Annotated in this window: 28 protein-coding genes; 14 read left to right on the top strand and 14 right to left on the bottom strand. The window is 61.8% G+C overall.

What is annotated here, in order from left to right:
- Window positions 1–182: 182 nt before the first annotated feature.
- Complete coding sequence (locus tag RHPLAN_RS25300; RefSeq protein ID WP_068023728.1) at window positions 183–1031, top strand: amidohydrolase family protein; 849 nt, start codon at window positions 183–185, stop codon at window positions 1029–1031.
- Window positions 1032–1052: 21 nt separating this feature from the next.
- Here RHPLAN_RS25300 and RHPLAN_RS25305 read toward each other — a convergent pair whose 3' ends face one another.
- Window positions 1053–1538 carry a methyltransferase family protein gene (locus tag RHPLAN_RS25305; RefSeq protein ID WP_068023730.1) on the bottom strand — a complete coding sequence of 162 codons (486 nt, stop codon included), beginning with the start codon at window positions 1536–1538 and terminating at the stop codon, window positions 1053–1055.
- Between the two features lie 125 nt (window positions 1539–1663).
- On the opposite strand from RHPLAN_RS25305, the gene RHPLAN_RS25310 reads away from it, so the two are divergent.
- The 3 genes from RHPLAN_RS25310 to RHPLAN_RS25320 all read left to right on the top strand — a co-directional run bounded on the left by RHPLAN_RS25310 (window position 1664) and on the right by RHPLAN_RS25320 (window position 3950).
- Window positions 1664–2656: an ABC transporter substrate-binding protein gene (locus tag RHPLAN_RS25310; RefSeq protein ID WP_068023732.1), complete on the top strand. Its 993-nt coding sequence runs from the start codon at window positions 1664–1666 to the stop codon at window positions 2654–2656.
- Window positions 2657–2909: 253 nt separating this feature from the next.
- Window positions 2910–3368: a hypothetical protein gene (locus tag RHPLAN_RS25315; RefSeq protein WP_157100468.1), complete on the top strand. Its 459-nt coding sequence runs from the start codon at window positions 2910–2912 to the stop codon at window positions 3366–3368.
- A gap of 336 nt (window positions 3369–3704) precedes the next feature.
- Complete coding sequence (locus RHPLAN_RS25320) at window positions 3705–3950, top strand: hypothetical protein (RefSeq protein ID WP_068023761.1); 246 nt, start codon at window positions 3705–3707, stop codon at window positions 3948–3950.
- A gap of 56 nt (window positions 3951–4006) precedes the next feature.
- Here RHPLAN_RS25320 and RHPLAN_RS25325 read toward each other — a convergent pair whose 3' ends face one another.
- Both RHPLAN_RS25325 and RHPLAN_RS25330 read right to left on the bottom strand, forming a co-directional pair.
- Window positions 4007–4741 carry a tetratricopeptide repeat protein gene (locus tag RHPLAN_RS25325; RefSeq protein WP_157100469.1) on the bottom strand — a complete coding sequence of 245 codons (735 nt, stop codon included), beginning with the start codon at window positions 4739–4741 and terminating at the stop codon, window positions 4007–4009.
- A 7-nt stretch (window positions 4742–4748) separates the two neighbouring features.
- Window positions 4749–5189 carry a hypothetical protein gene (locus RHPLAN_RS25330; RefSeq protein ID WP_068023766.1) on the bottom strand — a complete coding sequence of 147 codons (441 nt, stop codon included), beginning with the start codon at window positions 5187–5189 and terminating at the stop codon, window positions 4749–4751.
- Between the two features lie 512 nt (window positions 5190–5701).
- On the opposite strand from RHPLAN_RS25330, the gene RHPLAN_RS25335 reads away from it, so the two are divergent.
- The 5 genes from RHPLAN_RS25335 (at window position 5702) to RHPLAN_RS25350 (ending at window position 9613) form a co-directional block, all read left to right on the top strand.
- Window positions 5702–6805 (top strand): AraC family transcriptional regulator, encoded by a 1104-nt coding sequence (locus RHPLAN_RS25335; RefSeq protein ID WP_198164485.1) that lies wholly within the window; start codon window positions 5702–5704, stop codon window positions 6803–6805.
- A gap of 116 nt (window positions 6806–6921) precedes the next feature.
- Window positions 6922–7113: a hypothetical protein gene (locus RHPLAN_RS25340; protein WP_068023770.1), complete on the top strand. Its 192-nt coding sequence runs from the start codon at window positions 6922–6924 to the stop codon at window positions 7111–7113.
- A 50-nt stretch (window positions 7114–7163) separates the two neighbouring features.
- A complete protein-coding gene (locus tag RHPLAN_RS25345) occupies window positions 7164–8858 on the top strand; it encodes a Na/Pi cotransporter family protein (protein WP_068023773.1) in 1695 nt (564 codons plus the stop codon).
- A 102-nt stretch (window positions 8859–8960) separates the two neighbouring features.
- A complete protein-coding gene (locus RHPLAN_RS39650; RefSeq protein WP_157100471.1) occupies window positions 8961–9209 on the top strand; it encodes a PilZ domain-containing protein in 249 nt (82 codons plus the stop codon).
- Window positions 9209–9613, top strand: a complete 405-nt coding sequence (locus RHPLAN_RS25350) for a hypothetical protein (protein ID WP_068023776.1) — start codon at window positions 9209–9211, stop codon at window positions 9611–9613. Before RHPLAN_RS39650 ends, RHPLAN_RS25350 begins: the two co-directional genes overlap by 1 nt.
- 331 nt (window positions 9614–9944) lie before the next feature.
- Here RHPLAN_RS25350 and RHPLAN_RS25355 read toward each other — a convergent pair whose 3' ends face one another.
- Entirely contained in the window at window positions 9945–10133 is a 189-nt protein-coding gene (locus RHPLAN_RS25355) for a hypothetical protein (RefSeq protein ID WP_068023777.1), read from the bottom strand.
- A gap of 93 nt (window positions 10134–10226) precedes the next feature.
- Window positions 10227–10592, bottom strand: coding sequence for a PRC-barrel domain-containing protein (locus tag RHPLAN_RS25360; RefSeq protein ID WP_068023778.1), 366 nt, complete (start codon window positions 10590–10592; stop codon window positions 10227–10229).
- A gap of 163 nt (window positions 10593–10755) precedes the next feature.
- On the opposite strand from RHPLAN_RS25360, the gene RHPLAN_RS25365 reads away from it, so the two are divergent.
- Window positions 10756–10947: a hypothetical protein gene (locus RHPLAN_RS25365; RefSeq protein WP_068023779.1), complete on the top strand. Its 192-nt coding sequence runs from the start codon at window positions 10756–10758 to the stop codon at window positions 10945–10947.
- A 150-nt stretch (window positions 10948–11097) separates the two neighbouring features.
- Window positions 11098–11241 (top strand): DUF2934 domain-containing protein, encoded by a 144-nt coding sequence (locus tag RHPLAN_RS38550; RefSeq protein ID WP_198164486.1) that lies wholly within the window; start codon window positions 11098–11100, stop codon window positions 11239–11241.
- A 123-nt stretch (window positions 11242–11364) separates the two neighbouring features.
- On the opposite strand, the gene RHPLAN_RS25370 is transcribed toward RHPLAN_RS38550, so the two are convergent.
- From RHPLAN_RS25370 to RHPLAN_RS25395, 6 genes are all read right to left on the bottom strand, one after another.
- On the bottom strand, window positions 11365–11760 hold the full coding sequence (locus tag RHPLAN_RS25370) for a MerR family transcriptional regulator (RefSeq protein WP_068023785.1): 396 nt from the start codon (window positions 11758–11760) through the stop codon (window positions 11365–11367).
- Between the two features lie 185 nt (window positions 11761–11945).
- Complete coding sequence (locus tag RHPLAN_RS25375; RefSeq protein WP_068023787.1) at window positions 11946–12629, bottom strand: aquaporin; 684 nt, start codon at window positions 12627–12629, stop codon at window positions 11946–11948.
- Complete coding sequence (locus RHPLAN_RS25380) at window positions 12629–13153, bottom strand: arsenate reductase ArsC (protein WP_068023789.1); 525 nt, start codon at window positions 13151–13153, stop codon at window positions 12629–12631. The genes RHPLAN_RS25375 and RHPLAN_RS25380 overlap by 1 nt, the downstream gene beginning before the upstream one ends.
- 3 nt (window positions 13154–13156) lie before the next feature.
- On the bottom strand, window positions 13157–13630 hold the full coding sequence (locus tag RHPLAN_RS25385; RefSeq protein WP_068023792.1) for an ArsI/CadI family heavy metal resistance metalloenzyme: 474 nt from the start codon (window positions 13628–13630) through the stop codon (window positions 13157–13159).
- Window positions 13631–13642: 12 nt separating this feature from the next.
- Entirely contained in the window at window positions 13643–13993 is a 351-nt protein-coding gene (locus RHPLAN_RS25390; RefSeq protein WP_068023795.1) for an ArsR/SmtB family transcription factor, read from the bottom strand.
- Between the two features lie 103 nt (window positions 13994–14096).
- Window positions 14097–14591 carry a lipocalin-like domain-containing protein gene (locus RHPLAN_RS25395; RefSeq protein ID WP_084245515.1) on the bottom strand — a complete coding sequence of 165 codons (495 nt, stop codon included), beginning with the start codon at window positions 14589–14591 and terminating at the stop codon, window positions 14097–14099.
- A gap of 18 nt (window positions 14592–14609) precedes the next feature.
- On the opposite strand from RHPLAN_RS25395, the gene RHPLAN_RS39655 reads away from it, so the two are divergent.
- Complete coding sequence (locus RHPLAN_RS39655; protein WP_157100472.1) at window positions 14610–15116, top strand: hypothetical protein; 507 nt, start codon at window positions 14610–14612, stop codon at window positions 15114–15116.
- Here the strand turns inward: RHPLAN_RS39655 and RHPLAN_RS25405 are convergent.
- Together RHPLAN_RS25405 and RHPLAN_RS25410 are read right to left on the bottom strand one after the other, a co-directional pair.
- Window positions 15113–15406 (bottom strand): hypothetical protein, encoded by a 294-nt coding sequence (locus RHPLAN_RS25405; RefSeq protein ID WP_068023799.1) that lies wholly within the window; start codon window positions 15404–15406, stop codon window positions 15113–15115. The two genes, RHPLAN_RS39655 and RHPLAN_RS25405, sit on opposite strands and share 4 nt — an antisense overlap.
- Window positions 15407–15654: 248 nt before the next feature.
- Complete coding sequence (locus RHPLAN_RS25410) at window positions 15655–16047, bottom strand: DoxX family protein (protein WP_068023800.1); 393 nt, start codon at window positions 16045–16047, stop codon at window positions 15655–15657.
- 159 nt (window positions 16048–16206) lie between these two features.
- On the opposite strand from RHPLAN_RS25410, the gene RHPLAN_RS25415 reads away from it, so the two are divergent.
- Window positions 16207–17361: a serine hydrolase domain-containing protein gene (locus RHPLAN_RS25415; protein ID WP_068023803.1), complete on the top strand. Its 1155-nt coding sequence runs from the start codon at window positions 16207–16209 to the stop codon at window positions 17359–17361.
- A gap of 65 nt (window positions 17362–17426) precedes the next feature.
- Entirely contained in the window at window positions 17427–18026 is a 600-nt protein-coding gene (locus RHPLAN_RS25420; RefSeq protein WP_068023806.1) for a DUF2239 family protein, read from the top strand.
- An 11-nt stretch (window positions 18027–18037) separates the two neighbouring features.
- Here RHPLAN_RS25420 and RHPLAN_RS25425 read toward each other — a convergent pair whose 3' ends face one another.
- The gene (locus RHPLAN_RS25425; RefSeq protein WP_068023808.1) at window positions 18038–19303 is read right to left on the bottom strand and encodes a 3-phosphoshikimate 1-carboxyvinyltransferase; all 1266 of its coding nucleotides are present in this window, start codon (window positions 19301–19303) and stop codon (window positions 18038–18040) included.
- Between the last annotated feature and the right edge of the window lie 11 nt (window positions 19304–19314).

Genomic DNA, 19314 nt, shown 5'->3' on the forward strand with positions numbered 1-19314 from the left:
TTGCGGTGGCCAGCGCGGACAGCGCCGCGGGTCATCGCTCCTTGGGCGGCCTTCCCCCTAGCATCGAAACAACGGCCGTCAAAGCCGCAAGAGGCCCTTGCGGGAAACAGCCGTTGCCTTTTCCATATGGCGGAAACGTCAGAGCCACTGAACAGCCGTTCGGCCATTTGAAGGATCAGCCAATGACCATCATCGATTGCCAGGTTCACGCCTACGAGGCCAACACGCCGCAGCGTCCCTGGCACACCGTGCCGAACTGGCCCGATCACGTGACCGGCGACGAGATGGTCGCGGCGATGGACAAGCTCGGCATCGACGGCGCGATCTTCATCTCGGCTTTCTCCATGTATCGCTACGATGCGAGCTACGCCATCGAGGTGCAGCGCGCGCATCCCGGCCGCTTCGGCATCGTGAAGCCGGTCGATCCGGACGATCCCGCGGTGGACGATGTCGTGGCCGAGTGGAAGCGCACGCCGGGCACGGTCGGCATCCGCATCATGATCACGAAAGATCCGGGCCGCGACCGCGACCCGGCCGATCCTGGGCTTGCCCGGATCTGCCGCGCAGCGGTCAAGCACGACTTTCCGGTCAACCTCCTGTGCTGGGGCAACCTCGACGCCGGCACCGCGCTGATCGATCGCAACCCCGACACGCGCTTCATCATCGATCACCTCGGCATTCTGCAGCCGCGCACGCCGCCCGCTCCACCCGAGCCTTGGGCCGATCTGCCGAAGGTGCTCGAGCTTGCGAAACGCAAGAACGTGGTGATCAAGGTGAGCGGCGCCTGCACGCTGTCGCAGAAGTCCTACCCGTTTCCCGACATCTGGGACCCGCTCGCGCGCGTGTTCGACGCCTGGGGACTCGACCGCTGCCTCTGGGGCACCGACTGGACGCGCGCCAACGCCGTGGTCAACTACCACGACGCCGTCGAGCCGTTTCGTATGACCGACCGGCTGACCGCGAGCGAGCGCGCGACGCTGATGGGTGGCTCCTGCGCCAAGGCCTACCGCTGGTCGCCGAAGAAAGCATAGGCGGCGAACTCATCAGGTGAATCACAGCACGCCGGGAATCCAGCGCTTCACTTGCGCCCGATAGGAATCGTATTCGGCGCCGAAAATCCTCTCGAGCCGCGCTTTATCCTGCAAAACGCGCCGGTGAAACCACAGCGCACGCGTCGCAAGGATCAGCAAGGCGAGCCACGATCGGAAGGTGATCGCGAGGCCGAGCAGGAAGATCAGGTGCCCGAGATACATCGGGTTGCGCGTGAACCGATACGGACCTTGCGAGACGATCCGCTCCGGCGGCACCTCCATACCGTGGCTGCCGCCAGCGATCGGCAGCCGATAGCTTCCGATCAAGCGGTACTGCAGGTAGCCCCAGATCATGAGCGGCACGCCCCACGGCGAGACCGAAATTGCGCCGCGATGCAGCGCGAGTTCGAAGACGATCACGGCGAGTGGAATCAGGAGAAAGGTCACCACCGGGGTGCGTTTGGCCCAGCGCATGACCTGAACGGCTGCGGTTTCGGATTGCAGCATGCGACATCCCCGCTTTCTCCTGGAACGAGCCTACCACGAGCGGCGTCTTGTGCGGCGCAGCGCTTTCCACCTCACGCTTATTCGAATGTGATACGATTTCAGTTCTGGGCTTGAGGGTAAAGCCAATGCTGCAGCGACGGACGTTCATTACGTTGCTCGGAAGCGCAGCGGCGTGGCCGCTTGCGGCACGCGCGCAGCAGCGCGAGCGGATGCGACGCATTGGCGTGCTGATGCACCTCGCCGCGGATGACCCGGAAGGACAGACCCGCCTCGCCGCATTCCTGCAAGGCCTGCAAGAGGCAGGCTGGGCGGTCGGCCGCAACGTCGCTGTCGACGTGCGATGGGCCGCAGCCAGCAGCGAATTGATGAAACGCTTTGCCGGCGAACTCGCAGCGCTTCAACCTGATGTCATCTTCGTGACCTCGACGCCCGGCACTGGCGCGATGCTCCAAGCGACGCGGACCATTCCGGTTGTGTTCGTTCTGGTGGCCGATCCGGTCGGCAGCGGATATGTCGCGAGCCTGCCGCGGCCTGGCGGCAATGCGACCGGATTCACGCCGATCGTTGATACGCTGGGCGGCCGCTGGGCGGAGTTGCTCAAGGAAATCGCGCCGAGCACCACCCGGGTCAGGCTGCTGTACAACCCATCATCGGCGTCATTCATCGACAGTTATGCGGTGCCGTACAGAAACGCGGCCGCGTCGCACGGCATGGAGTCGATTGCCGCGCCGGTTGACGACCTCGCCGGGCTCGAAGCCGTCTTCGCACGACAAGCGAGCGAGCCGAACAGCGGCGTGGTCATCTTCCCGGATGCCTTCACCGAACGTTATCTCACAGAGATTGTTGCCCTGGCAGTGCGCCATCGTGTTCCCGCCATCAACTGGTCCCGTTCGTTCGCTGACCGCGGCGGCCTGATCTCCTACGGCCCCTATCTGGTCGATGAGCATCGGCGCGCGGCGGCATATGTGGATCGCATCCTCAAGGGCGAAAAACCAAGCGAGCTTCCTGTTCAAGCACCACTCAAGTACCAGCTCGTCGTCAATCTCAAGACCGCCAAGGCGCTCGGTCTCACAGTACCTCAGACGCTGCTGGTCGCGGCCGACGATCTGATCGAGTAATCACGCGATAGATTCGCGCAATGCTTTCGCCGTGTGAAGCTCACAACGCGACGCGACCGAGAACGCTCATGCGGCGGCCCGCCGCAGCGCGTTCAAATGCCGCATAAGTTCTTCACTCAGATTTGAAACCGATCCGCGGAACAAAACTTGTCCTCCGTCCGAACCACCGTGGGGCGCGACAGGAACGATCGGTCCACGAGCACGCGTGCATCGTGTGGCGGGTCAATGAAAAAGCAAAACAGGGAGACGCGTGATGAGGAAATTGTTCATGGCCGCTGCAGCACTGACGATCGCGGCTGCGACAGCTCCGGGCTTCGCGACGACAAGCCAAGCCGCCTCGGTCAAGAAAAGCCCCTACTGCGATCTTGCCAAATTCCAGCGCAACGCACCGTCATGGGACGAGCACTACGGCTGCCTCGGCACGGCTTCGAAACAAGCGCGCGTGCGCGAACGTGCCCCGAGACGGGTTGCCGCGACCACTCGTGGCAAGAGCGAATTCTGCGATCTCGCCAAGTTCCAACGCAACGCACCATCGTGGAATGAACATTACGGCTGCCTGGGCACACCGCAGAGACAGGCCTTCGCACAGGAGACGGCGCCGGCACAGGTCTCCGCGACCGCTCGTGGCAAGAGCGAATTCTGTGATCTCGCCAAATTCCAGCGCAATGCACCATCGTGGAACGAGCACTACGGCTGCCTGAACCGCCGCTGACACGCGACGAGCTGCGAAAGGCAACGGCTCCATCTTCGCGTCCCTCGCTGAAGGGCGGCCGGGGTATCGTCACCGGCATTCGCGTGGTCGGAGCTCTTTATAATGAAGCGCGGTCTTGCCGTTCATGACCGCGCTGGCTTTAGCCTGTGACGCAGCCGGCACAGCACCTGCCGGCGGCGTCACGATCGCAACGGCATGACGGTGGGCTTCGCGCCCCTGTGATGCGAACGGCACACCGAACCTCGATAGCTGTGCCTTGCCGCTCGAACGCATTGCTCCCCGGCTGTCCGGTCTGTACAAAGTTGCGGGGCTTCCTGGGGCAAGGGAATTCGTACAGTGAGCGGAAGTGACGACCCGCAGCACTATCTGCTGCGAGCTGCCGACATGCGAAGTCGGGCCGAGAAGGCCGAAGCTCCCGCGACCAAGGAAGGTCTCCTGAGAATTGCTCAGGACTTCGAGTTGCTGGCCAAGCGGGCCGAGCAGCGCATCGCCGCGTTGGCGAGACTTTCGCCGGATCGGACGCAATCCGAGCGCGCGGGTCTGACGCCGGTCAATCTCGACCGAGGCGACGTCACGATCTGACGCCGGATAATGGAATCCGGCACTTTCGGTTTGTCTGGCGCCGAGATGTGCGCGTCTCAGGGTAGATGAGCATTCTTCCAATCCCGCGAGCGGGTGAGCGCAACCTGTACCTGCATCGGCATGAGACGCTCGGCCATCTTCATTCTGGCCCGGGCGGCATCGTCGCGAAGCGTGCCAATCGCGCGGGACAACGCCAGATCGAACCATTTGAAGGCCTCGATGTCGTCGCGAGGCTCGTCTCGACCATCTGCGTACCGAAGCCCGATCAGGTACATCGCTTCGCCCGATCCGAGATCGGCCGCGCGGAGCAACCATTCGGATGCGGCTGCGGGATCGGGAGGCATGCCGCTTTGGCCGAGGTACAACTCCGCCACGGCGACGAAAGCTTCGGTCATGCCGTGATCCGCGGCGCGGCGAAACCAGAACAGCGCGGCCTTGCCGTCTGCCGGCACGCCCCGGCCATCGCGAAAGAATTTGCCGATTTCGAACTCCGCATCCGGACGCCCGGCAATCGCTGCGAGCTTGAACCAGCGCAAGGCCATGACATCGTCGGCCGCAACGCCCTCGCCTCGCGAATACATGAAGCCGAGCGTTTCCTGCGCGACGGCGTTGCCACTGTTCGCCATGGGCAGCAGCATTCGATACGCGACCGGATAGTCGAGCCTGGCGTAGTAGACCAGCGCCTCCGACAGGTCGTATTGCGGCTGCGATTTGACCTCGGCCCCTGCGCCCACCCGACAGGCTGCCGCGGTGATGAGCAGCACCGCCGCGGTTGTCATCACCAGCCGCATGAAGCCGTCACTCCGCTTGAGCGGTTTTGCCACCCGAGAAGATGACGCCGTCGTAGATTGCCAGCGCCTCCTCGACGCGCCCGGCGAAGCAAATCTTCCGTGCGTCAACCAAGGCGAGGAACGCGTTTCGCAGATCAGCGGCGGGCACGTCTTGCGCCTCGCCGTGCTCGTTCAACTGCGTGATGAGTTTCAGATCGCGCTCCGCGCATAGCGCACGATTGAGCGCCACAGGCGCCAGAACGCCGGACACACTTCTCGCGGGTGAAATTTCCCGGGCCTGCTTCGCGGCCTGCAACTCCGCGCCGGGCATCCTGGCAAGAACTGCGAGACCTGCCAGTACGAACACCCCCGCGTAGCCGAAAAACATCCTGAAGTAGAATTTCCGGACTGTCTTCTGATCTTCCGGCGGCAGACCACGAACATCAAAATGTTGCATTCCGATCTCCATGAATGGGATCAGGCGAACAGGCCTTTCCAGAACAAATTGACTGTCAAATCAGCGGCTCAAAAATTCGGCCGCAAGCTTCCCCTGGCAAAATGTAAAAGAGACAACAGAGTCCATTTCAAGTGAAGATCGACGTCGCATCAAAGATTGAGACAGTGCGTCAACGGATTGATCCACGAAATCATGTCGGTCGAAATACGTTTCAAATGCTGCTCAAATGATTGAGACGCCGCGTCAACAAATTGACCTGCAGCGTCAAAAAACTGACCTGCAGTGTCGAATGCAACTTGTTGGTTCGACCCAGAATCACGAGCTTCGGATGAGGCTGTATGTGACCAACGCACAGCCAATTCTGTCAGGTTTCTTCTGCCGTTAGCTCGATACGGATACGACGCTTTTACCAGGGGGCATACGCCGTGTGGCCGTGCTACGGTTCTGCCGGTCAGCAGCACGCGGGGATGGTGCCGATGGCCAGAAATGGCACCAACGGTTCGAAACCGGAAGCCAGCACAACAATGTCCACAATGGGCAAGAGCGGCGTTGGCTCGTCGCCCAAGCTGCAAGGCATGGACAGCAATCCGCAAGGCGCCTTCGGCCCGCAGTTCTGGCAGGCGTTTCGCGCCGGCGTCGCGCACATTTACGATACCGTGGCGTTGGTGGACCCCGCGGACGAAGCACGCTTCACACTGGCCACCCGCACCTACCCGCTGCCGCATGCAGTCCTGATGCACTGCAAAGGCACAGCGTTCAAAGTGACCCGGGGGCCGGTCACGGCCGCACGCTGCGCAGACCAGATCGTGATCGTTCTTCAGACCGAAGGATCGGTCGATCTGGACTACGGGGGGCGGCGCGAGCGGCGTCAGGTGGGCGATGTCGAGATCGTCGATTATGCGCGGCCGTATCACAGCGCGGCGACCGATTATGCGCTTCTGATGATCAGCCTTGCGCGCGAGAGCGCGCCCGCGGCGTTACGCGCGCTCGATCTGCATGGCCTGATATTTCCGCGCGAAAGCGGCGCGGCACGCCTGATCGGCGCAGCCTTGCAGGAGCTTTACGAGCAAGCCGACATTCTGACGGTGAGCGAAGCCAGCGCCGCGATCGACGGCATCGTGGCGATGACGACATCCTGCGCGCGGGCCAGGCTTGCGCGCGACGAAGCTCATCACGTGAAGTCGAGACGGCAGGCCGCGCTCGATTACATCGGCGCACATCTCGCCAATCCCGAGCTTGGGCCCGACGAGATCGCCAACGCGGCCCACGTTTCGCGCGCCTCGCTCTACCGGCTGCTTGCAGCCGAGGGCGGCATCCGCGCCGTGCTGTTGACGCGCCGGCTCGACGAGGCGCTTCGGCTGATGCTGGCCGATCAGAAGGACGAGCACTCCTTCACAGACATCGCCAAGCGCTGCGGGTTCGGCGGCATGAGCCAGTTCAGCCGCGCGTTCCGCGCGCGCTTTGGCATGTCGCCGCGACAGTACCTCGCTCTCATCCGGCAACAGGACCTCGACTGGCACGAAGCGCGGCTCACGGCCGACGGCTTCGATCCAGACGCCTTCTTGTGGCGGCAAGGGTTGAGCACCGCGGCCATCGGCGTCGCGAAAAACTCCGGCGATCCGGACTGAGCGCGGATGTCGAACCGCTTGCAGTCGGGCTCGGAGCCCGTCCGCCCTCCTCTCCGATCAACATACGTGTTTGTCCGAATAGAAACGCCGACCCCGATACCGCATCAGTGCGGCCGATGTACACGATCCGGGCAGAGCTTGAACGTGGCGGTTTCTCCGTCAAACGCGCATCGACCGCGGCCGAGGCGCTAGAACGTCTGGAATCGATGACCGGTCTGAAGATCGATATCGCCGGCCCGCTTGGCGAAAAGCTCACCAAGAATGAGCTGCTGGTGCATCTGAGCCGCGAGACCAGAAAGGGCGGCTGACGTTCTTGGAACCATCTGCTCTGCCGCTATATTAGCTCGGCGGAGTAGAAATGGGTACGATCGTTCTCCTCGACCTGCTTGGCGGTGTCGCCTTGCTGCTTTGGGGCCTGCACATGGTCCAGAGCGGCATCCTTCGCGCCTTCGGTCCTGACCTGCGGCGCATCCTGTCGCGTGCGCTCGGCAACCGCTTCGCAGCGTTTGCCGCGGGCCTCGGACTGACTGCGCTTTTGCAAAGCAGCACCGCAACAGGGCTGATGACCGCCTCCTTTGCGACCGAGGGTGTGGTCGCCCTGGTCCCGGCACTCGCCATCATGCTCGGCGCCAATGTCGGCACGACGCTCATCGTGCGGCTGCTGGCGTTCAACATCCAGGCAGTGGCTCCTGTGCTGTTCATCGTGGGCCTGCTCGCATTCCGCGGGGGCCGACAGACCAAGTTGAAGGACATCGGCCGGGTGGCAATCGGGCTCGGGCTGATGCTGCTCTCTTTGCACATCCTGCTCGATACGCTCGCGCCGGCCGAACAGGCTCCCGTTGTCCGCACGCTCCTGGGCGCCATGACCGCCGATCCGATGCTCTGCATTCTCGCAGCTGCGGCCTTGACCTGGGCGGCGCATTCCAGCGTCGCGACCGTGCTGCTGTTCATGTCGCTCGCCTACGCAAATTTCATCACGCCGGAGGCAACGCTTGCGCTCGTGCTCGGCGCCAACCTCGGCAGCGCCATCAATCCGCTGCTCGAAGGCGCCAACCGGGCGGATCCCAAGAGCTATCGCCTGCCGGCCGGCAACATGATCAACCGCGTCGTCGGCGTGATCGTCGTGCTGCCGTTCCTGCATCCGCTGGCGGGCATGCTCCGCGACTGGGAGCCCGACGCATCCAAGTTGGCAGCGGCCTTCCATATCGGCTTCAACGTCGTGCTGGCGCTGGGCTTCATCGGCCTCCTGGGCCCTCTCGCAACCTTGCTCGAGAAGGCGTTCCCCTACCGCGCCCGCGCGGCCGACGCCAACACGCCGCGCCATCTCGATCCCACCGCACTGGACACGCCTTCGCTTGCGCTCACCGATGCCGCCCGCGAGACGCTGCACATGGGCGACATCGTCGAGGTAATGCTGCGGCAGGTGATGCAGGCGCTGATGACCAACGACCGCGCACTCGGCTTGGGCGTGTCGAGAATGGACAATGCCGTGGACCGGCTCGACGAGGCCATCAAGCTCTATGTCGCGAAACTGACCGCCAGCGCGCTCGATGAGCGCGAGGCCAAGCGCGCCATGGAAATCGTGTCGTTCTCGATCAATCTGGAGCATGTCGGCGACATCATCGACAAGAATCTGAGTGAGCTTGTCGCCAAGAAGGCCAAACGCAAGCTCCAGTTCTCACCCGAGGGCGCCGCGGAGCTCGAGGCGTTCCATCGCCGCCTTCTGGAGAGCCTCCGCATCGCCTTCGGCGTGTTCATGTCCGGCAATGTCGACGATGCACGCAAGCTGATCCGCGAGAAGACCGAGTTGCGCAATGCCGAGCTTGCCGCGGCCGAGCGTCATTTCGACCGCCTCCGTGAAGCGCGGACCGAATCCATGGAGACGACGTCGATTCACCTGGACGTGCTGCGCGACCTGAAGCGCATCCACTCGCATATCTGCTCGGTCGCCTACCCGGTGCTGGAAGCCGCGGGCGAGATGACCGCTGCCGCAGTCAGCGAGAGCGACCCGGTGACGTTTGCGGCGACAGGTCCGGGACGGCTTGGGAACTGATTTCAAACAGGAAAAATCGGCCCCGTCGGCTTCACCATTTTTTTAATGAGTTCATGTCACAAAACTGTCATATAATTGTCACACAACCTTTGAGAGTGGCAGATGAGCCAGCGCTCGCGGCGAGGCTTTTCACACGCTGGTTTCGTAAAAGCAGGCGAAGAAACCTATCCCTGCCATTTCACAGATATGACCCGTATTGGCGCCATTCTGATCTTCGACGGGCCGATCGACCTGCCGGACCACTTCACCGTGCAACTGACGGCCGACGGAAAAGTGACGCGCCGCTGCCACGCGCGATGGCATGAGGGAAATCAGATTGGGGTCAGCTTCGACCCGGACGAGTTGTCCTGATGCTGCGCGGCTGTCTCTTTATTGCTCTGGTTGCATCATCCGCCGCTGCCCAGGCCGAGACATTCGAGTGCGCACCGACGCTGACGCGCGTTCTGGTCCGCAATGGGGACAGTTGGAAGGAGATCAACTCGACGACGTCCGAGCGTTCGGTCATTCGCGAATTGCGCCCCGACGAGCGGCGCAGCCCCGGCAAAACCTGGGGGTTCTTCCTCAAATCCGCGACCAACGCGACAGCCATTTGTGCGCGATACGAGACCGCGATCACCTGCGGCGTTCCCGGCAATTCGCTCGACTTCAACGCGCGGACGGGGCGATACGTCCGGACCTACTTCTCGAGCTTCCTGACGCGGGAGAGCAGTGAAATCTTCGTCGAAGCCGGCCGGTGCGCCCAGGCCGGTCCATGATCTCTTGTCTCAGGCCGGCGTGCCGAAGATACAGCGCTTTCCGACGCCGATAGCATCGACAAAAATGTCCGGCTGGCCCTGCCTGCCCACCGCCAAGTCTTCTTTGCCGCCAGCCTTCGGGGCTACTTCTTCGGGCAGGCGCGGCACTCGAACACCTTGGTCTCCACCTGACCGTCGATGGTCTCGACGACCCAGGCGACCTTCATCGGCTTCAGACAGTGCGGGCATTTGGGCATTGGTGTTCTCCGGCAGGGGACAAGTCGCAACTCGCGAAAAGGTTCAGACCGGAAAACAAGATTCGTGTTGCAGGACAATGACGGTTCGCGGCGCCTTAATTCCCGTGCTTGGCGAGGTTGGCTTCCAACACCGATAACCGGGTGTGAAGCGCCTTCATCTCCGCCTCGGCCGTCTCGACCATCAGCTTTTTGCCGGTATTTTTCTTGATGAGCTTTTTCTGCGCGTCGATTTCGCCTTTCACACGCGCGATCTCGTCAGTGAGCTGCCTGCTGACATCGGTCATGGCAAACGAACACGCCGCTCCCGGTATTGTTCCAAAAAAAGCCCCGCTGGACGGGGCTTCTTTGCCGATGTCGAAGTTGTTTCAAGGCCCGCTTCAGGCCGCAGCCCAATAGGGCGGCGTCTTGTAGTAATCATACACGCGCTTGTCGTTCTCGCGCGACCATTTCCAGTCGTTCTCGTTGGCGAATTTCGGCGCCTTCTCGATCTGATCCTTCGTCAGGTTGACCAGATAGCCGCCCAGGTTGGTGTCGTACTTCAGGTTCTGCCACGGCGTGGGATAGTGGTCTTCGCCCATGCCCAGGAAGCCGCCATAGGCAATCACCGCGTAGGCGACCTTGCCTGACAGCTTGTCGATCATCACACGCTCGACCGAGCCGATCTTCTGCTGGTCGGGTCCGTAAACCGCGGTGCCGTCGACCTTGTCGCTGCCGATAAGAGAAACTGTCTCACGCTCTGCCATATGTCCTCCTTTGGAATGTCTGTCGAGGCGTCAGGGTGAGAACGTCCGGCGGCAGTGGGCGTTCCGGTCTTTCTTTTTTTAGCGCTCCATCATTTGAAATAGACAGTCTCCGAAAACGCAACGGCGCGTTGAACCCTCACGATTGTTTACTCGACCAAGAAACATGACTTTGTACAGTCTCGCCGATCTCGCACGGACCTCGCTCGACATCCCGCTCTGGGCTGGCATGGGCTTTCTCGGCGTCATCTACCTGATGTTCCGCCATCAATTGCAGCGGAACTACGAGATACATGTCGCGCTCGTGACCATCAGCAACCAGCTTGCCGAGCTTCGCGAGCCGCAGGAGAGCTCATAGGGCTGCGCGTTCGTGCATGGCGAGACCGGTTGCCGTTGCGACCTCAGCAAAGCCACGCGCCAAAACGTGTTCGCAATGTCGTGAATGCTGCGAACGCTCGAACCTCCAAACGAGTTTCACGTACACATGCAGGAGGACCAGGAGGATCAGATGAAAAAGAACGAGGAAGACCTCGAACAGCAAATCAAAGCGCGGGCGTTCCAGATGTGGATCGAAGAAGGCCAGCCCAGCGGACGCGACCGCGAACACTTGGCGAGAGCCAAGGAAGAATTGCTCACCTTCAAACTGCAGTAGGCCCGCCCGCGACAAAATCGCGTCATCCCACAATCGCATCATCCAGGGATGACGTCATGCAGAAAGCCCGGCCATCGGCCGGGCTTCTTTGCGCTCAACAGTCTTAGCTCGAGCAGTCCTGGCTCAGCAGCACTTGCCTTCGAGCGTATCCAAGATGGCGCAGTTCGCCGTCTTGCCATCCGGACACCCGTCAACCGTTTTCGCCAGGAGTGCTTCCATCGCGTTGAGTTGCCGCAACTGGCTTCGCACCTCTTCAAGATGCTTCCTGGCAAGCTCCTTGACGCCGTCACACGTTTCCCCGCCGCGGTAAGCCAGCAACGTCCGCGTATCCTGAAGCGAGAATCTCAGCTCTCGCGCCCGCCTGATGAAGCCCGGCACTTCGAGATGCTTTGCGTCATAGGCGCGCCGCCCGCCGTCCGTTCTCGGCGGTTTGCCGATGAGACCTTTGCGCTCGTAGTAGCGGATGGTCTCGACGCTCGCACCGGTACGGCGAGCAACGTCACCAATGGTCAGATCCATGTTCTTTGTCCCAAAGAACGCCCAAGAAAACGCCCTCGCGAATTCTCAAGCCACATAGGAATAAGTCTAAATTACTGCCACTTACAAATTGCCCATGTAGATGAAGGCGCTTTCAGCCATCATGAACACAGATTCAAAATCTTGTGGATGGGCGCACGATCGCGCGTTCAGCCCGCCTTGCCCGATCACCTGACCGGCAACGAAGATTCCGGCTTTGGACTGGGCCACATCAATTGGACGATCGCGACGGCGGCGGTCGCGCCGACGATCTGCGCTCCCACGAACGCAAGCACGTCGCCGGGCGCAATACCCGCGAACGTGTCCGACAGTGACCGCGCGATGGTCACGGCTGGATTGGCGAAAGACGTCGAGGCCGTGAACCAATAGGCCGCGGTAATATAAAGTCCCACCGCAAAAGGCACCGACGAAGGCGCATTGGCGAGACATCCAAAGATCGTCAGCAGCAACCCAAACGTCGCCACCGCTTCGGAAAACCATTGGCCGGGCCCGCTGCGGATCGTCTGCGACAGCTGAAATGGTGTGAGGTCGAACATCAGATGCGCTGCCCAGACGCCGAGCAATGCGCCGGAGAGCTGCGCCGCGATGTAGAGTGCGGCATCGATCCACATGACCTCGCCGCGAATGGCAAAGGCTACGCTGACCACCGGATTGAAATGAGCGCCGGATAGCGGACCGAAGATCAGGATCAGCACCGTGAGCGCGGCGCCGGTGGCGATGGTGTTGCACAGCAAGGCGATGGCGACGTTTCCGCCGGCAAGCCGCTGCGCCATGATGCCGGAGCCGACCACTGCGGCAAGCAGAAAAGCGGTGCCGATCAGCTCTGCGGCCAGCCGCCGTTCGAGCACCATCAGGAGTGCTCCACAGCCTTCGCGATCGCGCCCTCCATGCGACCGATGTCCTTCAGCCTGGCCTGAAGACTGAGCTTGTCGAGGCTCTCGATGGGCAGCGCACTGAAGATCGCGATGCGCTGATGCAGCATGCGATAGGCGTCCTTGAACGCCAGCGCGACCTGCGCAGCGTTGCCTGTCGCCTCGGCCGGATCAGGCACACCCCAATGCGCGGTCATCGGCTGGCCTGGCCACACAGGGCAGGCTTCTCCCGCGGCATTGTCGCAAACGGTGAAGACGAAATCGAGCGCGGGCGCACCGGCCCTGGCGAACTCGCTCCACGACTTCGAGCGGAATCCCGCCGTGTCGTAGCCGAGCCCTTCGAGCAGCGCGATGGTGTTCGGGTTGACCTGACCTTTCGGCTGGCTTCCCGCCGAGTGGGCAACGAAACGCCCTGCGCCGACCTTGTTGAGGATAGCCTCGGCGATGATCGAACGCGCCGAATTTCCGGTGCAGAGAAACAGGACGTTGTATGCGCGATCCATGACCTAATCCTTGCAGCAGCCTGACCCTGCTTCGAGAGCAAAGACCGGCTGTGGGACACAGCAAGCCTTCTGGTGAGCGATGCGCGCGTCGCGGTCGAAACTGTCGCCGTAGTTGGTGGACTCGCCGGATGTCAGGAATGTTTCCCATGAGATGCCAGCCGGGTCGTCGATCCAGGATTTCTCAGACTTCGCGTAGCAGCAGGTCGTGGCCCCCTGTTCGATGACAGCGCTGCCGGCATTGCGCAAACGGGCGTACACATCCTGAAGCTCGCCCTGGTCCTCGACCTGGATGCCAAGGTGATCGAGACCCGGCTGCCCGCCCCGCGACGAGATCGCAAAGTTCACACGCGGGTCGTCGAGCATCCACTTGGCATAATCGTCCTTGAGCACATTGGGCTGTACGGAGAACAACGCCGAATAGAAATCGACCGCTTTGGCAATGTCATCGACCGAAACGTGAACGTGCATGCGTTTCATGAACTGCTCCTGTCAGGCTGTCGCTTTTGCGCGCTTTGATTTCGCCGGCTTGCAGATCGCAGGGGCGCACTGTTCGACGTTCCCCTGGCAACAGTTCTCGGTGAGAAATCCGAGCAACGCGTTCATGGCCTGGTATTGCGCCGCGTAGATCATTGAGCGGCCCTCGCGGCGCACCGTGACGAGGCCGGCATCGCGCAATCGGTCGAAATGGAACGTCAGAGCGCTTGGCGAGAGGTTGAGCGTAGTCGCCACCTGTCCGGCAGGCATGCCCTCGGGACCCGCCCGCACCAGCAGGCGAAACACATCGAGCCGATTGTCTTGAGCAAGCGCCGCCAACGAAGCGACGGCATCCGTTTTTTCCATATTTCAATGATTATTGAAATATGGACCCGCGCGCAATCGATATTTCAACGATTGTTGAAATAAATGATCGCTGATCGCCTCGCCGGTTCAGTCGAAACGCCGCTTACTTGGCCCGCTTCCAGACGATCTCCAGGGTGACGCCGGCCGGTGTGCGGGGATTGGTGAACTTCATCTCATCGGCGGAAATCGCGCTGACGATGCGGCGCTGGTTGGGGGCGCCGACGAGATTGGGAAACGTGCTGGTCTCGATGTTGACGTGGATCGTCTTGGTGCCTTCGTCCACCGTGTAGGTGCCGGTGTAAGCAATCGACTGCGATGCAACTGCCATCGCCTCTTCCGGCGAAGGTTTGGCCGAATCGCTCGATGCGTACTTCGGCGCATTCGTCGATGTCGTGATGAAGTGGAAGCGGCCATCGGCCGTGTAAGTCACCGCGCCTTGCAGGCTCGGTCGCGGGACTGGGGTCCCGTCGTCCCGCTTGGCTGTGCTGGACACGTAGATCCATGTGCCGATGAGTTGGTCTTTCAGCGTCATGGTTTGCGCAAAGCCTTCGCCTGCAAATGAAGCAATCGCGATCAATGCACATAACAAGACACGCATTCCAGCCTCCTCTGCAATTTGAATATCCGCATCGCGCTGAATGAGTTCGATCCGGATTGGGCAAATCTGTCGCGCAGTTTGCTAAAGCGTGTTGAGGAAATTGACGAGGTCCGTCTTCTGCTGCGCCGTGAAGCCAATGCTAAATTGCCGGTTGCAAAAACTCAACCATGTCCAACGGTACTTCCAAGCGGACGGCGTTGTCAGCGCCGGTTGCTCGAACTGATGTCCAACCCGAATTCCTCCTGGGCGACACCGAAATACTGGCCGTCAAACCAAATGCGGTCGATGGCGATCAACGTCACCAAGCCGCTCAAAAAAATCAAAAGGAAGTTTCTCAATGCGCGCACGATTGACCAGAATGCTCGACTGGCCGGAACATTCCAGCAGGGAAAACCTGACACGCGCTCGACCGAAGCGCGTGAATGGCGAGACACGACACATAAAATCGCAAAACGTCAGCGACCGCTGCTTCCAATGAAACGCGGCAGCCCGAAGCCCGCCGCCGACCGCACCACGCGGCACTAATTCATCACAGTCGTCGCCTTGCCGCAGACTTGGCAGGTGTATTCGGCGCAGGCGTGTCCACCACACGAGATCTCCGCGATCGATATCTTCGTCAGCCACATCGGCACGTCGCAGCACACGGGATGCTCGTCGACATACACGGCCGGACTGACCGAATCGGGTTCGAGCGTGCGAAGGAAGGCGTACATTTCGTAGAGATGACCGAGCGAGTCATCGATGATGTCCTTCATCGACGCGTCGATCGCGCGCAGATGGCTGAGTTCTCGCCGAGAGCCTTGGATGTCGTACATGACGCTCTCTCTGACTACCGAGCATCTTGAAGTCTCTGTCGAATGATCGTCCCCCCAATTTTGGACAACAACTTGACTTTATGTTCCTGTTTTGTTCTAATACCCACATTCTTTGTGTAGGTCCCGCTGCTGCTCACTGCGCTGGCTCTGTCGCTGTTCCTCATGGCTGCGGCGGTTCGGGTTAACGAACGCGCAGCCTGAAGTCCGGCGGCGTAAGGGCGGACAAAGCCGCCCCACGCCGGCTGCGGTTATTTCTTGTCGATCGAATATGTCCCGGGTCCCGCCACCGTGAACGCCAGCAAGGCACCGAAGATGGTGACGTTCTTGAAGAAGTGATTGAGCTGGTTCGGATCGCCCCAGGCGAGATGCGCGAACAGGCCCGCGACAAACGAATAGAGCCCGAGCATCCACGCGACCGAGCGCGTCTTGTAGCCGACCAGAAGCAGGATACCGCCCACAATCTCAAAAACCATCGCGCCCGGCACTGAGATCGACGGCATCGGCACGCCGAGCTTGCCGAAATAGCCGATATAGAAATCGTGCTTCATGAGCTTGTTGTAGCCCGCGATCAGAAACAGCAGGCTTCCGAGAACACGGCCCGCGAGCAGAAGAACATCGCGGTGCTTGTCGTAGTCCAGCATGACTTCCCTCCCCTGTTATCGTTAGGGCGGACTCTCGCAAGCCGCGCCAAACGGGTCAACGCCACATCCCGCTGACATGACGGGATGCTCGGCCCAGGCCGGGATCCGCTTGGCATCCCGATCGACTGTTTCGAATCAGGTGTTTCTGTACGATGCGCCATGCTTCGCATTCTCATCGCTGCCCTCGGCGTGTTTGCAAACTTCAGCGCCGCCGATGCGTTCTCGTGGAACGCGGATAAGGAAAAGCTCGCGCTCGAACTGGTCCGTGAGTTCCAGGCGGCGCACCACGTCCCCTCCATTGCGGTCAGCGTGACGCTCGGCGGACGCACCGTGCTCGCCAAGGGACTCGACGCCGCCGGAATGCCAGCGCCGGGTGGTGAGAATGTCCGCTATCACATCGGGTCGGTGACCAAGCAGTTCACGGCCGCGGCCATTCTCGCGATGATCGAGGACAAGGTCATCGTGCCGAGCACGCAGAAGCCGCTGACACTGGACACCACCGGCCTCGAGCTGTTCCCCTCGCTCGATCCCAAGGGCGAAAGCTCGCGGCTCACGGTGCGGCGGGTGCTGACGATGACGTCGAACCTGCCGAGCTACACCGACGACGACTTCGCGCTGGATGCCGATCAGACCGGCGTGCCTCCGGCGGCACGGTCGATCGACGCCGAAGCCATCATCGCGCGACTGCGGACCTACAAGCTCACCGGACGGCCGCAGACGTTCAGCTATAGCAACACCAATTACTTCATTCTCTCGCTCATCATCCAGGTTCTGCAGAACGGCTACGAGAAGACCAGCGCGCCGGTGGCCCACAAATACATCGCCGACCGGCTGCTGGCGCGAGCCGGTATGCGGGATACCGGGTTTGTCGGTGAACCGTTGCCGCGGCCGTCGATCGACGCAGCTCCGCACTACATCTACTCGCCGCGCTTCAACCAGGGCGCCTGGCCGATGGGCGCGGGCAACATGATCAGCACCGCGGCCGACATGGCGCGCTGGAATGCGGCGCTGACCACCGGCAAGGTGCTCGGCACGGACTCGGTGCACACGATGTTTGCACCCGCCGTCGCGGTGACGAACTCGCTTGTCTACCAAGGCTGCAGCTACGGCATGGGATGGTACGTCTGCCATCGCCCGGGATTCGATCTGTTCGAGCATGATGGCGTCATCGCCGGCTACATGGCCTCGAACGCCATCGGATGGAAGAACGGCTCGTGGATCAGCGCCACGGTGCTGGCCGATCTGGACGCGACAATCGACATCGTCGAGTTGGTGCGCAGCCTGATCCAGCTCGGGGCCGAAGAGGACCGCTGACGGGCCTCTCGAATATTTTTACCCGGGTGTATTGACCGGATCTTTTATCCGGGTAAAACAACGCCATGAACCCGATCCGAAAAGACACGCCGTTTCCCCCATGCACCGCATTCGATCATACGAACCGCGTGGCGGCGGGATCGTATGTCGAGGTGGCCATCGCGTTGAAAGAGCACCTTCGCAAGCACGCGGATGCGTCCGTGCTCATCTTCGATGATGCGTCAGGCAGACAGATCGATTTCGATCTGCGCGGCGGAGATCAAGAGATCCAGGACCGCATCAGGAAGCAGCTGTCGTCAGGCAGCGACAGCTCGCCCCGCCCGGTCGGCCGCCCCAAGCTCGGCGTCGTCAGCCGGGAGGTCACGCTGATGCCTCAGCACTGGGCGTGGCTCGCCGAGCAGCCCGGCGGCGCCTCGGTCGCGCTCCGGCGGCTGGTCGAAGATGCGAGACGGTCAGGACCAGGCGAGAAAGAGCTGCGGCGCAAGGCGCATGAGCGCACCTACCATTTCATGTCGGCGATGGCGGGCAATCTCGCCAACTTCGAAGAAGCCTCAAGAGCCCTCTTCGCCGACGACGCCCGATCTCTCAAGAAGCTCATCGCCGAATGGCCTCGCGACATCCGCCAGCACATAGTGCGCCTTTATGGTGAGCCGGCGAAACCATAGCCGGCCCGCCGTCACGCCAACAGGTCGTCTCCGGACAGACGCGTCCCGAGCGAAGCGTCCTGAATCACGGCGCCGAGCTCAGCCAGCTTGGCGAAGAAGTTGGGGAAGGTCTTGCGCACGCACTTGGGGTCTCGCAGGCGGATTCCCGGCACCCGCAACCCGAGCATGCCGAAGCACATTGCGATGCGATGATCGTCGTAGGTCTCGATCTCCGCGCCATGCAGCGGGCCGGGATCGATCCTGAGCGTGTCGCCGGTCTCCTCCACGCGTGCACCGCATTTGGTCAGTTCGGTCCGCAAGGCTTCGACACGCTCGCATTCCTGGACGCGCAACCGGCCCAGGTCGACGAACTGCGTGGCAGACCGAGCAAAGGGCGCAAGCACGATCGCGGTCATGATGCTGTCGGCCAGGTCCGTGCTGCGGGAAAAGACCGGCTGCCACGCCCGTTCCAGGACGAGATCGCGAAACTTCTGGTCGGCCTGCATCCCGCTTGAGGGCGCAGGCATCACGCGGATGCGGCTGCCGCTGTCACGCAGCAGCCAATCGGCGCCCCAGAAATAACTGGCGGCGGACGCATCCGGCTCCACGACATAGACGCCTCCGTCCCAGGGGAAATCGTTCACCAGGCGGCGGGTCATTTCAACGTAGGGCAATTCGTCCTCGTTGCCGCCGGTCACCCTCACGGTCCAGCCGCCGATACGTTCGCTGAGAAGCAGCGCGGAAGCAAACTGCGAGCTCTCTTCGACACTCACACTGCATGTTGCGCCAGGACGCGGGCCGGTGCCGTGAATGACGGCCGGCAGGCGGTCGTTGGCGCTGTCGATGCGATAACCGAGTTCGCGCAAGGCGTGGATCAACGAGGCCTGTGGCCGCTCGTGCATCCGCGGGATCCCGCTCACGCGGTAGGCGCCCTGGCCGAGACAAAGGAACGGCGGCAGGAAGCGCGCAGCCGTGCCGGCGTTCTCAACGAACAACTCGAGCGGTTGCGCCGCGGTGCCGGCGTTGGGGATTCTGCCGCCGCATCCGTGAACCGTGAGGGTGCGGTTGGCCGGCTCGGCCGGATCGTTCGCCACCTCGATCCGAAACCCCAACCGCTCGAGACAGTCGACCATGGCCTGCGTGTCTTCGCTCCAGAGGGAGCCGCGCAGGACCACGGGACGGCTCGCAAGAGCCGCCAGAATCAGCGCACGATTGGTCAGACTCTTGGAGCCCGGCAGGACGACGGTTGCGTCGATCCGATGGCTTGGAGGGACGATTTCGATGAGGTGCGGCAGCATGGCCCGAAATC

The sequence above is a fragment of the Rhodoplanes sp. Z2-YC6860 genome (genome assembly GCF_001579845.1).
In the GTDB taxonomy this organism is placed as follows: domain Bacteria; phylum Pseudomonadota; class Alphaproteobacteria; order Rhizobiales; family Xanthobacteraceae; genus Z2-YC6860.